This is a genomic window from Streptococcus australis, from assembly GCF_040226615.1.
GTDB lineage: Bacteria > Bacillota > Bacilli > Lactobacillales > Streptococcaceae > Streptococcus > Streptococcus australis_E.
In genome coordinates this window covers 61,387-76,487 of the sequence record NZ_JBCOAT010000008.1, presented here as the reverse complement: position 1 = coordinate 76,487, position 15,101 = coordinate 61,387, and the positions used below count along the sequence as shown (strand labels likewise).

Annotated in this window: 17 protein-coding genes; 1 reads left to right on the top strand and 16 read right to left on the bottom strand. The window is 45.2% G+C overall.

Annotated features, from left to right (window positions below; all coding sequences use genetic code 11):
• From ABT997_RS08050 to ABT997_RS07970, 16 genes are all read right to left on the bottom strand, one after another.
• Positions 1-1,263, bottom strand: coding sequence for an ABC transporter permease (locus tag ABT997_RS08050; RefSeq protein ID WP_350019118.1), 1,263 nt, complete (start codon positions 1,261-1,263; stop codon positions 1-3).
• An 867-nt stretch (positions 1,264-2,130) separates the two neighbouring features.
• Positions 2,131-3,753 (bottom strand): chaperonin GroEL, encoded by a 1,623-nt coding sequence (groL, locus tag ABT997_RS08045; protein ID WP_120701336.1) that lies wholly within the window; start codon positions 3,751-3,753, stop codon positions 2,131-2,133.
• A gap of 23 nt (positions 3,754-3,776) precedes the next feature.
• On the bottom strand, positions 3,777-4,061 hold the full coding sequence (groES, locus tag ABT997_RS08040; RefSeq protein WP_048690539.1) for a co-chaperone GroES: 285 nt from the start codon (positions 4,059-4,061) through the stop codon (positions 3,777-3,779).
• Positions 4,062-4,188: 127 nt separating this feature from the next.
• Positions 4,189-4,482 (bottom strand): hypothetical protein, encoded by a 294-nt coding sequence (locus ABT997_RS08035; RefSeq protein WP_048690545.1) that lies wholly within the window; start codon positions 4,480-4,482, stop codon positions 4,189-4,191.
• A 102-nt stretch (positions 4,483-4,584) separates the two neighbouring features.
• A complete protein-coding gene (locus tag ABT997_RS08030) occupies positions 4,585-5,439 on the bottom strand; it encodes a PTS system mannose/fructose/sorbose family transporter subunit IID (RefSeq protein ID WP_042361448.1) in 855 nt (284 codons plus the stop codon).
• Positions 5,423-6,265, bottom strand: a complete 843-nt coding sequence (locus tag ABT997_RS08025) for a PTS mannose/fructose/sorbose/N-acetylgalactosamine transporter subunit IIC (protein WP_048690546.1) — start codon at positions 6,263-6,265, stop codon at positions 5,423-5,425. The genes ABT997_RS08030 and ABT997_RS08025 overlap by 17 nt, the downstream gene beginning before the upstream one ends.
• Positions 6,266-6,327: 62 nt before the next feature.
• Complete coding sequence (locus ABT997_RS08020; RefSeq protein ID WP_006595112.1) at positions 6,328-6,822, bottom strand: PTS sugar transporter subunit IIB; 495 nt, start codon at positions 6,820-6,822, stop codon at positions 6,328-6,330.
• A 17-nt stretch (positions 6,823-6,839) separates the two neighbouring features.
• Complete coding sequence (locus ABT997_RS08015; RefSeq protein ID WP_350019117.1) at positions 6,840-7,280, bottom strand: PTS sugar transporter subunit IIA; 441 nt, start codon at positions 7,278-7,280, stop codon at positions 6,840-6,842.
• 134 nt (positions 7,281-7,414) lie between these two features.
• Positions 7,415-8,722: an ABC transporter substrate-binding protein gene (locus ABT997_RS08010; protein ID WP_006595114.1), complete on the bottom strand. Its 1,308-nt coding sequence runs from the start codon at positions 8,720-8,722 to the stop codon at positions 7,415-7,417.
• Positions 8,719-9,405, bottom strand: coding sequence for a response regulator transcription factor (locus tag ABT997_RS08005; RefSeq protein ID WP_006595115.1), 687 nt, complete (start codon positions 9,403-9,405; stop codon positions 8,719-8,721). Before ABT997_RS08005 ends, ABT997_RS08010 begins: the two co-directional genes overlap by 4 nt.
• Positions 9,402-10,721, bottom strand: coding sequence for a sensor histidine kinase (locus ABT997_RS09825; RefSeq protein ID WP_006595116.1), 1,320 nt, complete (start codon positions 10,719-10,721; stop codon positions 9,402-9,404). The genes ABT997_RS08005 and ABT997_RS09825 overlap by 4 nt, the downstream gene beginning before the upstream one ends.
• A complete protein-coding gene (locus ABT997_RS07990; RefSeq protein WP_006595117.1) occupies positions 10,721-11,707 on the bottom strand; it encodes a substrate-binding domain-containing protein in 987 nt (328 codons plus the stop codon). The genes ABT997_RS09825 and ABT997_RS07990 overlap by 1 nt, the downstream gene beginning before the upstream one ends.
• A gap of 219 nt (positions 11,708-11,926) precedes the next feature.
• Positions 11,927-12,322, bottom strand: coding sequence for a single-stranded DNA-binding protein (locus ABT997_RS07985; RefSeq protein WP_006595118.1), 396 nt, complete (start codon positions 12,320-12,322; stop codon positions 11,927-11,929).
• Positions 12,323-12,559: 237 nt separating this feature from the next.
• Positions 12,560-13,186 (bottom strand): YtpR family tRNA-binding protein, encoded by a 627-nt coding sequence (gene ytpR / locus ABT997_RS07980; protein WP_006595119.1) that lies wholly within the window; start codon positions 13,184-13,186, stop codon positions 12,560-12,562.
• 14 nt (positions 13,187-13,200) lie between these two features.
• Complete coding sequence (locus ABT997_RS07975; RefSeq protein WP_195214330.1) at positions 13,201-13,518, bottom strand: thioredoxin family protein; 318 nt, start codon at positions 13,516-13,518, stop codon at positions 13,201-13,203.
• Positions 13,515-13,805 (bottom strand): DUF4651 domain-containing protein, encoded by a 291-nt coding sequence (locus ABT997_RS07970; RefSeq protein ID WP_006595121.1) that lies wholly within the window; start codon positions 13,803-13,805, stop codon positions 13,515-13,517. The genes ABT997_RS07975 and ABT997_RS07970 overlap by 4 nt, the downstream gene beginning before the upstream one ends.
• Positions 13,806-13,951: 146 nt before the next feature.
• Here ABT997_RS07970 and pepA point away from each other — a divergent pair, with 146 nt between their 5' ends.
• A complete protein-coding gene (gene pepA / locus ABT997_RS07965) occupies positions 13,952-15,016 on the top strand; it encodes a glutamyl aminopeptidase (RefSeq protein ID WP_006595122.1) in 1,065 nt (354 codons plus the stop codon).
• The last annotated feature ends 85 nt before the right edge of the window (positions 15,017-15,101 follow it).

Below are 15,101 nucleotides of genomic sequence, written 5' to 3'. Positions count from 1 at the left end.
TTAACTCATTTTTGTTAATATTTCTTTTGGTGTCTTGCGCCAGATCAAGCTGGTGGTTGCACCGAGCGACAGAAGGATCAAGCCCAAGAGGCTAGCATAGGCGATTCCTAAGGAAAGGCCTTGAGGGATCTGATGGAGTAAGTCTAGGGTCTGCTGTTGACCCGTCTCTCCGACAAATTGTTCTAAGAAACGATGGCTAACCATCCGCCCGATGAGAAAGGCCGGAATCACTGCTAGTAGGGATACTAGCACCACTTCCAAGAGGAACTGTCCAAAGATCCGTCCCTTGCTCTTCCCAATGGATAAGAGCACCCCGATTTCATGGATTCGCTCCCGTGTCCAGAGACTCAGTAAGAGCGATAGGGCACCTGCTCCCGTCACCAGGAGGACGATCATCATGATCCGTACCAGGCCTTCTAGGGTCTGAGAGGATTCCTTCATCTGGTCAAAGGCCTTGCGATCTTCGACCAAGCGGAGAGATTGCCAATCCAGATCCAAGCTTTTGACTTGCTTCAAGAGAGCATCGATTTTCTCAGGATCTTTAACGCCAAAGGTAACCTGGGTCACTTCTTGTTGACTGAGACCTAAGAGCTTGGTCGCATCCTCATAAGGAAGGTAGACTTGGTTTTCACTCAGATCAGAGGTCATTCCTGTGAATTTTTCCTGTTTCTTACCTGAAAAGATCCCAACGATTTCAAAGGTTTGCTCCTTGGCAGGAGTCTCTCCCATCTGAAAGCTGGATAAGGTCAACTGATCTCCGACCTTTAGCTTGTTCTTCTTAGCCAACTCTTCGTGGATTAAGATTTGCCCGCTCGCTTTATCGGATAAGTGCTTGCCTTGCACCAGTTGGAAACTACCACTGCGGAAATCCAGGTGCTGGTCTGTCTTCTGGGTAAAGACAGCACCTAGCGCTTGCTTGGCTTCCTGACCCAAATCGTCTCGCTCCACCGACTGCTGCCCCGTCACCGCTTCTTTACCAAGAATGCGAACGGGACTTTCATATTGAGGAACCATGCCTCCCACCCCAGCTAGTCGCTGCACCTTTTCAGCCTCTTTCAGCGCAAAGGGAGTATTCCCCTGCTTACTGGTCAGGGCAAAACTGGTCCCAGCCGACTGTTTGATATGTTCCTCCAGCCTTCCTCCTACTTGCATCAGTGAAAAACAGAAATATAAGCAAGAGAGGATCAAGAGGAGAATCAGAAAGAGAACCAGATTCCTCGTTCTTTTTCGAGTAATATAGGCAATTGCCTGTTGTAAGAGCATGAACTCACCCTCCATTTCAAAGCCCATAGCAATGCAAAATGGGCGCTTTCATCATTTGTTATAGTTATTATAGAAAAGAAATGTGAAATGTTTATGAAATAGAAAAAAAACTCCCCCAGAAAAATCTGGAAGAGCCTTAGCAAGGGGTGGATGAAAAAGTTTAATATGAAAAAGGTCGATAAAAATTAAGAATCAAAAAGTTTTAATTTATTCGATCAAGTTTTTGTCTTTAGACATGTATGTGGGAAGTATTCCCCCCTTGCTCTAGTGTAGAACATTTATCTACTTCCTATATTTTAACGCATCTTTGTTACAAAATAAAGGAATTTGTATTGCATTTTTGTTCCAAATATCGAACAGGCAGGTTACTTCAAAATACCAACTATCTATCCACCTACTTCAAAGGTTATTCTTCCCGTGATTTCACTATATGTGAACAAAAACCCGCACCTCAAATAACTGCTATAATCCCCATCGGATTGATCTTAGTTTCTTCAATAAAGGAAACCGACCTGTAGAAAAGACCGGCTTCAGCCAAATTTATTTCACAAACTTTCGTAATATATATAAATATGCATCCTTCTGCCACAAAGAAAAGATTAGAATAATCAGTTCATCCAATGATCGATTGAGGATTGGAGACTTGCCAACCTCTTTGAGCTAGTAAGACGTTTAGCCAAACCGCCTGATAGCGGTTGGCGTCAAATGATTAGAAGCATAGCCTCAATCAAGCACACAGATTACGACAGAAAATAAAGAAGGCCGATAATGCCTTCTTTGTTTTCTTAGTAAGATGATTAGGTAGGCCGCAACAAAGCGGCTACCGTCCAATGATTCGGTGCTTTAGCACCAATCATTGGTATCAGATTACATCATCCCACCCATCATGCTTGGATCCATAGCCGGTGCTGCTGGAGCTGGTTCTGGTTTGTTGGCTACCACTGCTTCGGTCGTCAAGATAAGGCTCGCTACGGAAGCCGCATTTTGAAGGGCTGAACGGCTCACCTTCACTGGGTCGATAATTCCTGCTTCAATCATGTTGACCCATTCACCTGTTGCAGCATTGAAGCCTGTTCCGACTTCTGCATGTTTCAAGCGATCGATGACGATTGACCCTTCATATCCTGCATTGTGGGCGATTTGGCGTACAGGCTCTTCCAAGGCGCGAAGCACGATGTTGCGTCCTGTCGCTTCGTCCCCTTCCAATTCAAGGGTTTCAACTGCAGAAATAACATTGGCAAGGGCCGTACCACCACCGGCAACAATTCCTTCTTCAACCGCTGCGCGTGTCGCATTGAGGGCGTCTTCGATGCGGAGTTTCATTTCTTTCAACTCCGTTTCAGTTGCAGCTCCGACCTTGATGACTGCAACGCCACCAGACAATTTGGCCAAGCGTTCTTGGAGTTTTTCACGGTCAAATTCTGACGTTGTGGTTTCAATTTGTGATTTGATCACGGCCACACGGTTAGCGATAGCTTCAGGATTTCCTGCACCTTCTACAATGACTGTGCTATCTTTGTCCACTGTCACTTTACTTGCTTGACCGAGCGCCTCGATGGTCGCATCTTTCAACTCAAGACCGAGATCTTCTGTGATAACAGTACCACCTGTCAAGATCGCGATGTCTTCTAGCATAGCTTTGCGACGGTCTCCAAATCCAGGAGCCTTAACAGCTACGACATTGAAGGTTCCACGAATCTTGTTCAAGACAAGCGTTGGGAGAGCTTCTCCATCCACATCATCCGCAATAATCAAGAGCGGACGGTTGCTTTGAAGGATACTTTCAAGCAATGGCAGGATTTCCTGGATGTTTGACACCTTCTTGTCGGTGATCAAGATATAAGGATTTTCAAGGTCTGCCACCATTTTTTCATTATCAGTGACCATGTATTGAGAGAGGTAACCACGGTCAAACTGCATTCCTTCAACGACTTCCAACTCTGTTTCCATTCCACGAGATTCTTCAATCGTGATCACTCCGTCGTTGCCCACTTTTTCCATGGCTTCTGAGATGTATTCACCGACTTTTTCAGAGCGAGAAGAGACAGCCGCAACCTGGGCGATAGCTTCTTTATTAGCAACTGGAATGGCATTGTTTTTCAAGGCTTCAACAGCTGTTGCAACCGCTGCTTCAATCCCACGACGGATACCGATTGGATTCGCACCTGCTGTAACGTTCTTGATCCCTTCACGGACGATGGCTTGGGTCAAGACAGTCGCAGTGGTTGTTCCGTCTCCAGCGATATCATTGGTCTTCGAAGCAACTTCTGATACCAATTTGGCACCCATATTTTCGAAGTGGTCTTCCAATTCGATTTCTTTGGCGATGGTCACCCCATCATTGGTGATCAATGGTGACCCAAATGATTTTTCAAGGACCACATTGCGACCTTTTGGTCCCAAGGTCACTTTCACAGTATCTGCTAGGATATCCACCCCACGGACCATGGCTGCACGAGCATCTGATGAAAATTTAATTTCTTTTGACATACATCTTTCTCCTTTCTGATTCTTTAGGCTTCAACAATGGCAAGAATACTTGCAGTCCCAACAATCGTGTACTTCTCATCGCCGTCTTTCACATCAACGCCTGCATGATTTTCCACCAAGACCGTATCACCGACTTTGACACTTGGTGCTACCAACTCGCCACTGAGGGTCCGAACTCCCTCACCTACAGCGATGACTTCTGCTGTTTTGGTTTCAGCTTGACTTGCTCCTGCGATGACAAAGCCACCGACTGTTTGCTCTTTTTCTTCTACTTTCAAGACCACGCGGTCTCCTAATGGTTTTAACATGTCATTCCTCCGTTCTTGTATTTTAGCACTCTTCAACATCGAGTGCTAACTCATGTTTCTATTGTATCACTTGGTCAAAAATAGTCAAGAAAAAAACACCTCAATCTCTTCGAAGTGTTTTCGATTTCTAGCCAACCAAATTTAGTTTTTGTTGGTAAGCTTGGATGACTTTTTGTAAGTTGGCTCGACCACGATACATCCCATACCCCACTAGCAACATCCCTGCTATTCCAATCAGGGCGACCAAGCTACCTAAGATCAAAAATAGGAGGGAAGTCTTGTGAAAGAAATAAATCAGCAGTCCACCAATACTGGCCATGAGAAAGAGCACACTAAACCAGCGACCCAAGTTTTCCAACATATGGCGTTGGTAGCGAATTTCCGTCTCATACCCTTTTATTAATTCTTGTCTGGTGTGCATAGATGCCTCCTTCAATAAAAATTGAGAATGAAGTATTCGTAAAGGAGGTCACGTACTTCATTCTCAATGCTCCGGTTGCAATAAACTGTTTCCAGTTTTCTCTTAGTATTTGAGACCTGGATCAAAGATTCCAAGAGCTACCCCAGCTAAGGCGATGATGACTAAGAGAAGCATGACCTTGTTTGGTGAGACTTTCTTCTTCGCCATGAGCCACCAGCAAAGCGTGATAAAGGCAGCAGTCAAGAGACCTGGATAGACGCCATCAATCTTTTCTTGGATTTTAAGGAAGGCTTCTCCGTCAGCATTTTTGAATTCGAGGGCTGTTGTAACAGAGACCCAAGTCGCTGCTACGGCACCGATGACCATACCACCGACCACACTAATCGCTTTACGAAGGGCTTGTCCTTTTGGTCCTACAAGGAATTCAACAGCCTTGTCCCCTAAGTGATACCCTTTGAAGAAGGCGAAACGCATGCCTAAGTAGACCAAGAGGTTCCAAACGACGATATAGAAGAGAGCCCCTGCAATGTTTCCGCCTTTAGAAAGACCAAGGGCAATCCCGAGAAGTACAGGGATTAAGGTCCCAACAACCAAGGAGTCCCCAATCCCAGCGATTGGACCCATCAAACCAGCACGCATCCCGTTGATGGTTTCGCCATCTACTGCTTCTCCATTGGCACGCGCTTCTTCCAAACCAGCTGTAATCCCTACAACAAGAGATCCTAGTTGGGGCTCAGTGTTGAAGAAGGCTGTATAGGTTTGCATGGCTTCTTTTTGTTCTTCTTTGGAATCATACATTTCTTCCACGATTGGAAGCATCGAAGTCAAATACCCAAAGGTTTGCATGTGTTCTTGAGAGAAACAGGTCAAGTGACCATAATACCAATGATGGAATGCTTTGGTTAGCGTTTTCTTTGAAATTTTCTTTTTATCAGCCATCTTAGATATCCTCCTCATCATCGTCAAAGTCATTTGCTCCAGCAGGGACGACTTTCATTGTTTTAATCACTTCAAGTTCATAGTAGATCACTGCAAAAATCAATGAAACTACCGCACTCGCTACCAAGTTCAAGCCAAGAGATTTTGCCAAGGTAAATCCAACAAAGAATGGAATGAAGTCTCTCACTTCTGTAACGATTTGCTTCAAGAGGATGGCAATACCGACACATGGAAGAAGGGCACCGACTGTAAAGAGGGCTTTCATCCAGTAACCATCCATTGGAAGGTATTGTTTCATCAAATCCACCATGTTTTCACCGTATTTGGTGATAATCATCGTTGGAAGGAAGGAGAAGAGGAAGTGAGAAATCCATGGGTAAACCCAGTCAACTGCGTAGAGTTTTTTGAAGTTTCCTTCTTCAACGGCTTTCCAACCGATATGTTGCCAAAGCAAGTTCATGGTTGCAGTACCGTAGAAAAGAACGGTACCGATAGTCCCAACGGCTGCACCGATTGGGGCTGCTGCCGCTGCAATTGCTGCCTCACCAGTAATATTGTTGGCATGAACAAATAAGATGGAAAGAGGAATTCCGATATAAGAAATAGCCCGTACATCGGCAGATACAGTTCCACCAGGTGTTACCAAAGCGATATAAACGACCTGAAGGGCAACCCCGACCATGATACCGGTTGTCACATCTCCAAGGATTAACCCTGAGATCAACCCACCAACTAGGGGACGACCAAGTGTATAGTTCCCGATACTGGAACCACCCATACCAGGCATTGAAGACAAGCTGGCGAAAATACCAAGCAAGATTGCTTGAATCCATGAAATTGTCATAACAAACGCTCCTTTTGTTTGTAAGTATAGTTTAGTGACGAAGAGCTAGGATACTCCCCTCTCTAGAATCCGAATTTTGATTTAAAATCATCCCAGTAACCGATGGATACATCTGGAAGCAACTGGAATTTCACCTTGTAGCCTGCAGCCTGAATGGCTTCGATGGCTTCTGCTTCTTCCTGGGTGATGGATTGGTTATTTCCCAATTTCACAGCACCCGGACGGTCATTTGCAGGACCGACAATGATTTCTTTGACATCGCCTGGGACAAACCCTTGGTCTACCAAAATTTCTTTCATATCGATGGGGTTCTTAGTAATCAAGAAATAGCGAGTTTCTGATTCAGTTACTTTTGCAGATTTTTCTTTGAAAGCTTCCTTGGTCCAGACAAAGGTTTTTTTATCTGAAGCCCCTTTATAGGCTTGGATCAAGACCTTATTAGAAGCTGCTGCGTCGTTGACAGCGATCAAGCCATCACAAGGCTTTTCTTTAGCCCATCGAGTTACTGTTTGACCGTGGATCATACGGTCGTCAATCCGTACAAATGATACTACCATTTTCTAACCTCCCTTAGTTAAATATCATCATCTTCTTCATCGTCACCCTCTACCGGGGCAAGGACAAATTCTTGCAAGGCAGTGGAAGCTTCGGATAAAATCACCTGGGCTAAATCAGCCCCCTCCATCATGTCCTTCATCACAACTGCTGTCAACGCCATGGTCAAGTTCATTCCACCTAAGATCAAGGCTGTACTCAGCTTTCCTTGCTCCTCTAGCACTGTCGCTGCCGTTGTCAAAGGACTGCCACCTACAATGTCTGCTAGAACTAAGACAGAGTCCTCATCTGTTAAATGGGAAATCGCCTGACGAAAATCATGAGCAAAATCATCTACCGATTTGCCTTCTTTCAGTCCGACCGCAATCACCTGATCTATCTTATCCCCAGCAAACATTGCCAGCGAACTTTTCAGACCTTCTGCCAGTCCACCATGACTGACCAATACCAGATACTTCATCCTTTCTCCTCCTTTATGATGACCTTATTGTATTGTTTTTGAAAGCGTTTTACTATTGTCATTTGTCACAAAGAAAAGTTGACATCTGTCAATAAAAAAATGACATCTGTCACTTGACAGATGCCTAGTTGCTCTTAACGAAACTTCTCCCGAAGCATTTCCTCAATAATCTTTTGAATTTGAGGCAATTGATTATCAATATCCTTTGCTTTTAGAGCATTATAAATCAAATAATCCAATCGATCCCAGATATCATCGGGTAGGTTGCCAGGAGTACTTAGGACAGCCTTTTTCATAATCTGGTCCAGGGTCCGATTCGTCAAGGAATCAACCCCGAAATCATCCGCTTTAAGAAGGTCCCGACTTTCCGAACTATTGACCACCGAAGGGAGGACAGAGGTCCCCTGCGACTGCCGGAAGAGGTCCTGCTGGACCTGCTGGTCCTGGGTCAAAAATTCCATGAATTCCTTGGCCTCCTTGCTAGCACTGGCCCGAGAAGACAGAGCAAACAAGGACGTATCCACTAAGGTTGACGGAGTTGATCCAGAAGCCCCGGGCATAGGGATACAGGTCCAAGTGAAATTTGAATATTTGGCAACATGATAGGGATAAGGTTTATAAGTTCGGTACTGGGCCAAGGTCATCGGATAAAAAGCGACCTTGCCTTCATCAAAATCCTTAGAAGTAACATTGAAATTCCCATGAAGGGCTTCGAGTTTTTCGACAAAATAGAGCGAGCGCTTCATTTCTTTACTCGTCAGATTAATGTTATCCTGACGGAAAAGCTGGCCACCATGAGCTGCCAAGGCCTCCCTCCAGGTATAATCTGTACTTCCAAACTGATCTAGCTCACCATCTCCATCTGTATCCCGCGTCACTTTTTGACAAATCGTATAAAATTCCTCCAAAGTCCACCCCTCTTTCGGAATAGCAATCCCTTCCTTTTCCAATAAATCTTTATTGACACACATCAAAACAGGATTGCTCTCAAATGGGAGGGCATACTGACGGTTCTTGTATTTACCTGCTTCTAGGGCAACTGGATAAAAATGAGAAGGATCGACCTGTTTGTCCATCAAGGGGGTCAAATCTTCTACCGCCCCACGCGCAGCTAACACCGGGAGCTCAGTACTGGATACCATATATAGATCTGGCTCCTGTCCATGGAGGATCTGATTGGCTAACCAGCTCGCATACTGATTCTTCGGAATCCCGCTTTCGTAGACAATCTTTACCCCTGGATGCGTTTTTTCGAAACGAGCAATCGCTTGGTCCAAGACTTTTTCTTCCGTTTGGGTGGGCACATCCCAGCTAGATCCAGCGTAGACCCCCAAGCGGACAAGCTTAGGCTGACGCTGCCACCAAATCCCTCCAGCAAGTAGAAAAAGCAAAAGCAAGCCTAGAAACAATCTGGAGCCTCGAATCTTACGTTTTTTCTTCATCGGCTATCACTTTCTGTTCCAAAGTCCTTAGTGGTCACACCTTTTTGAACAGACCAAATAGCCAACTGGGTCCGATCCCGCAAGTTCAACTTAGACAAAATGGTTGATAGGTAATTCCGAATCGTTCCCTCAGATAGGAACAATTTGGCTGCGATTTCCTTATTAGACTCCCCAAAACCAACCTGCTGGATGATCCGCCATTCGGTCAGGGATAAGTCGCTCACATATTCTTCAGAAACGGAGATTGTATAATTGCTCTGAGCCATCTGAGAAAAAATCTGAAAAACCTTACTGGCAATATTGGGGTTAATCATGGCTCCCCCATGATAGACAATTTGAATGGCTTGGTAGAGTTCCTCTGTGGAAGCCCCTTTGAGCAAATACCCTGAAGCTCCATATTTCAGAGCCCGAAAGATGAAATCATCATCGTCGAAGGTGGTTAGAATGATGATTTTTACCTCAGGGAAGCGTTCCTTGACTTCTTTTGTCGCCATCACACCATCCATCTTAGGCATACGAATATCCATCAATACAACATCTGGTCGATCTTGGGGGATTCGCTCTAGCACCTCATGACCATCTGCCACTGCAGAAGTCACCTGAATATCTTGATGAGCAGACAAAATAATTTGGAGCGATTCGCGAATCAGCGCTTGATCATCCGCAATCATTACTTTGATCATAAAAGATTTCCTCCTTTTTCTTTGGGCAATTCAATTCGTGTATAAAATCCATTTCGATTGGCAAATTCGATCCTTCCTCCCAAGATAGAAACCCGCTCTCGCATTTGTTTCAAACCATAGCCAACCTGCAGGTGGTCAAAACCAACCCCATTATCTTGGAGAATCATGATATAGGCATCTTCCACCAAAAAGGAAATCTGCATATGGCTAGCATGACCGTGGCGGACAGAATTGGTCATGGATTCCTGAATCACGCGAAAGACGGTATCCTCCACCATGACATCCAGATCAACCTCATCCCAGTCATAGGTGAGATCGACTTGCAGGTGGGAGATGACTTGGTATTCGTGAACCAATTTCAAAACCGCATCCCTCAAGGTATGATCCTCTAGGGCACCTGGCCGAAGCTTGTTCAAAGAGCCCCGGACGTCCTTGATTCCATCCCGTACCACCGTAGAGACCGATTGCAGCTGGGTCTTGGCACGACCAGGGTCAATATCAATCAGAACCCCAACTGCATCAATCCCAGCAGAAATGCCTGTCAAGGCATGGCCTAGAGTATCATGAATTTCCCGTGCTATCCGCTTGCGCTCCCGGTCCTCCGCAATCTTTTCCGAAAGGGCCATGTAGCTATTTAATTCCGTATTAACTTGCGATACCATTTCTAACTCTTTTTCGATTCGATGGTGCTCTGCTACTACCGATAAAATGTAAAAGAGAAGAGAAATAATAAAGACAACCATATTTAAGGAAGCTAGCGCATTTTTAGCAAATAGAATAAGCATCCGAATCGATGAAGGATAAAAGGCGATATAGGTATCCAGCGAAGGCAACTGTACAACGAGAGAGAGAATGTCATAATTGGTCACAAGGAGGACTATGAAACTCAGAAGGATAAAGGCAAACCAGTAGCGCCTGTCCTTGGAACTACTAAACTCTTTAGAACCATAAAAGATATCAGCAAATACCAAGAGGATGATCCCATTGTAGGAGAAGCTGAGGGACATCATGACACCTAACATCAGCAATATTTCTAGGATATTCCACTTGTCAAAAACCGACCACTCCTGTGTCCCTGGGCGCATCCGATAAAAGGTAATGAGAAGAATCCCTCCAAAGAGAAGGATGGAGATCCAAAAATTCTGAGCTGGGGAACTCGGTATTTCTCTCAATTGCTCCAACAATTGATAGCCTTGCCCCTTGGCGATGATGTAATTGGTCGCATGTAAGTAGAGCGAACTACTAAATAAAATGGCGATGAAATTAATAATTTTCAATAAAATCAAACTATAACGAATGCCACGAAGCTTGGTCATTACTGCCACCCGTTGACATCGTATCGGTCAACATTATCCTTATCAATCATCTCAACTGGAATCTTATATTGCTCCTTGTAGGATTTACCTGTCCTCATGCACTCAATCACTTGCATCACCTGTCTCCCCATTTTAAGAGGAGATTGGGCAACCGTCCCTTCGATATCATCCGTCGTTGAGAGCAATACCTTCATATCTGGAGAGCCATCGATTCCATAGATAGAAATCGGCATGGCTAGTTGGTTTTCCTTGATTGCCGCAAGGGCTCCGATGGCCGCTCGATCATTTAAGGCTACGACGGTATCAAATACCAGACCATCCTGAATGACCTGGGAAACAGCTGGCAAGGCCAATTCTGTTTGACCACGAGTCTCTTCTCTCCCAACAACCTGATAGGCAGGCTCCGACTGAATCGTATCTAAGAACCCTTGAATACGTTGCTCAGCCGACACTGTCCCCTTATGCTCTAAGAGTAGGATTTTCGCCCCATTTTTCTGCTTCATCAGGCGCTGGGCGACCAAGACCCCTGCCTGGTAATTATCCGACACCACACTGGCATCCACCGTGAAATGGCTGAGCTGACTATCCACTGCAATGATTTTAATCCCTGCTTGTTGGGCTCTCTTCAGGGAAGCAATGATTTTAGGACTATCTCCTTTTACAGGATTAATCACAATCACATTGACCTTTTGTTTACGAAAATAATCAATCTGTTGACTTTGTTTTTCTTCGTCTAACTCTGGATTACGAACTAGAAGCAAGTCCCCTTTTTCGTCAGCCACTCGTTCAATCTCTGCATTAAGCGTTTGATAGAATTCATTGTTCATGGTCATGTAAGTCACGCCAATCCGCATTTGACCAGGAACAGGCTTTAGTTGACTAGCATTCAAGTAGATGACCACTACCACAAAAATCAGGCTCCAAAATATCGCATAAATCATCGCTCGATTCCGTTTCTTTTGAACGATTTCCTCTTCTAATTCCATCTCTTCTCCTCTTAAAAACGGATTATTTTGCTACATCAAACATTTTCGTTCGCATTTAATACCTTTTATTATAGCATTTTTTACCAAGAGCTTGAAGGTCTCTCGGAAATGAATGCGTTTTACGTCTCTATCTAGATAATAACTTCTCCCTACAACTTCAGTAAGAAGTTTCGAAAAAGAAAAAACGACACAGCTGACCAGCTGCACCGTTTTCTTCTGTTAAAATGGAAGCTCTTCCTCTTCGAGGATCAGATCCGCTAAATCTCCTCCTGCTCCATTAGCCCGCATCGCTCGTTGAGCGCGACTTTCTAAGAGCTGGAATCCTTGACAGAGCACTTCTGTCACATATTGGGTCGTCCCATTCTTCTCATAACGTCTGGTTCGAAGCTCGCCATCTACTGAGAGCAAGCTCCCCTTGTTGGCATAGGATACAAGGGTCTCTGCTAATTTCCCCCAGACCACTAGGGTGATAAAGTCCGCCTCACGCTCGCCATTTTGATCCTTGTAACGCCGATTGACAGCCAGGGTCGCACGCGCAACGGACTTATCCGTACTGGTCTTATGAAGCTCCGGGTCAGCCACAAGGCGCCCGATTAAAATTACTTTATTGTACATATTTCTTCCTCCTACTTATATAATTCGTAGTTTTCTAGCTATTTGAGGAAAAAATAAAAAAAAGAGAGTGGGACAGAAATCGGTAATTCGTTAGAATTCGATTTCGTCGTCCCACCTCCGCACAGTTGAGTAGGGCTGTAAAAACTGATGAAATCAGCGTAGTAGAGCCCACTCAACCACTGCGTCTTGCTCGACAATCCAAAGACAATTGAGGGGCCGGATTTCTGTCCCACTCTCTTATCCTTGCCAGTGACGAGCGGGGTCAAATGGAGTTCCCACCTCTTCTGTATCCTGCAATTCAATAATACCACGTTTTTGTGGTGCATTTGGCAAGTGCAATTCGCGTGGGCTACACATCATGCCAAAGCTCTTTTCTCCACGAAGGGCTCCTGGGAAAATCAAGCTGCCATCTGGCATCATCGCACCTGGTAGAGCCACGATTGTCTTGAGGCCTTCACGCGCATTTGGTGCACCTGCTACGATCTGAACCGTCTTGTCTAGTCCAACAGCCACTTGGCAGATGTTGAGGTGGTCACTATCTGGATGAGCAACCATTTCAACGATTTGCCCCACGACAAACTTAGGCTCCTTGTCATTAACCAAGACCTCTGCAAATCCTTCAGCTTGTAATTCTTGATTGAGGCGTGCAACTTGCTCATCACTCAAGAAAAGTTGCCCCTTGCCGTCAAGGGCAAAGAAAGTCGAAGCCTCAAAAATATTCCAGGCCACTGTTTCTTGCTTGTCTTCACGGTAGACACGGGCTACTTTGCCTTTGCGCTCGACTGCTAACTTGGCATCCCCACTATTTTTCAAGGTGAGCATTAAGACATCACCGACTTGTTCTTTATTATAGGTTACAATCATTCTTTCTCTTTCTCCTACTTCAATCCTGCTAAAAATTCTGAAATCTGAGCCTTGGTTTTGCGATCACGATTGACGAAACGCCCCAGTTCCCGATCCTTGTCTAGGACCACTAAACTCGGAATGCCATAGATATCCCAAAGCTTAGCCAGGTCTAGATACTGGTCTCGGTCAACCAAAATGAAGGTAAATTCAGGGTTGTCTGCTTCAATCTCTGGCAAAAAGGGCTGGATATACCGGCAATCGCCACACCAATCCGCTGAAAAGAAGAAAACCTTCTTTCCTTCTTGCTCGACGTAGCGGGCTAATTCCTCTAAGGACTGTGGAATGATCATAGTTTTTCCTCTTCATACTGAAGGAGACCCTCTTCATAGACAAAGCGATAGTGGCGCTCATCCTCAAATACGATCCCTCCTACCAAACGCTCTTCGCTTGATTCATAGAGTTCCACATAAAGGGTCGCAATCTTCCCCATATTCTCCATTTGCTCACGGACTTCTGCGACTAACTCTTCTTGCGTCCGTAGACGTTTTTGATCTTTGGCAATTTTATAGGCCCCAAGGGCAAGAGCACTTGCACTAGCTGCTGCAAGGCTGGATAAAATGATTTTTTTAGCTTTCATACCTCATATTGTAACACAAAATACAAGCTGGGACAACGAAGGAGAATAGTTCTCCCCATCATGACGATCTGCTTTCATTCCCGTCAACTGCCACTACCATCTCAACTAAAAAAGTGATAAAATAACAATCAGAAAGAAGGTAACTTATGACTGATTTATTTTCTAAAATCAAAGAAGTAACAGAACTTCCTGCCATCTCTGGCCACGAAGCGCCTGTTCGCGATTATCTACGCAAACAGATCACTCCACATGTGGATGAAGTGGTCACAGACGGCTTGGGAAGTATTTTTGGGGTATGCCACTCAGAAGTGGCTGATGCTCCTCGCATCATGGTCGCAGGCCATATGGATGAAGTTGGCTTTATGGTCAGTGAGATCAAGGCAGACGGCACCTTCCGCGTGGTGGAAATCGGTGGTTGGAACCCTATGGTGGTCAGCAGCCAACGTTTCACCCTTTTGACCCGCGATGGCCATTCCTACCCTGTCATTTCTGGATCTGTTCCTCCGCATTTGACACGGGGCGCAAACGGTCCTGCCCTTCCCGCAATCGGAGATATTGTCTTTGATGGTGGCTTTGCCAACAAAGAAGAAGCTGAGAGCTTTGGGATCCGTCCAGGTGACACCTTGGTCCCTGAAAGCACTGCAATCTTAACAGCCAATCAGAAAAACATCATCTCCAAAGCTTGGGACAACCGTTATGGGGTCTTGATGGTCAGCGAATTGGCACAAGCCCTCTCTGGACAAGCCCTAGCAAACGAGCTCTATGTCGGAGCAACTGTCCAAGAAGAAGTCGGACTGCGCGGTGCAGGGACTTCTGTGACCAAGTTTGATCCGGAAATCTTCCTAGCTGTTGACTGTTCTCCCGCTGCAGATGTCTACGGAGGCCAAGGAGCCATCGGCGAGGGAACCCTCCTTCGCATCTTTGACCCAGGTCACCTCATGTTGCCAAATATGAAGGACTTCCTCCTCACCACCGCTGAAGAAGCCGGCATCAAGTACCAATACTACTGTGGAAAAGGCGGAACGGATGCTGGAGTAGCCCACTTACGAAGCGGTGGAGTGCCATCTACTACCATCGGAGTCTGCGCACGCTACATCCACTCCCACCAGACCCTTTACGCTATGGATGACTTCCTTCAAGCCCAAGCCTTCCTTCAAGCCTTGGTCAAAAAATTGGATCGTTCAACCGTTGATTTAATTAAGAATTATTAATATTTTTCCAAAATAATTCTTTTAAACCCCCATTTTGGGGTTTTTTTGATATAATACTGAATGAATATTGCAACGGGTGTTCTTT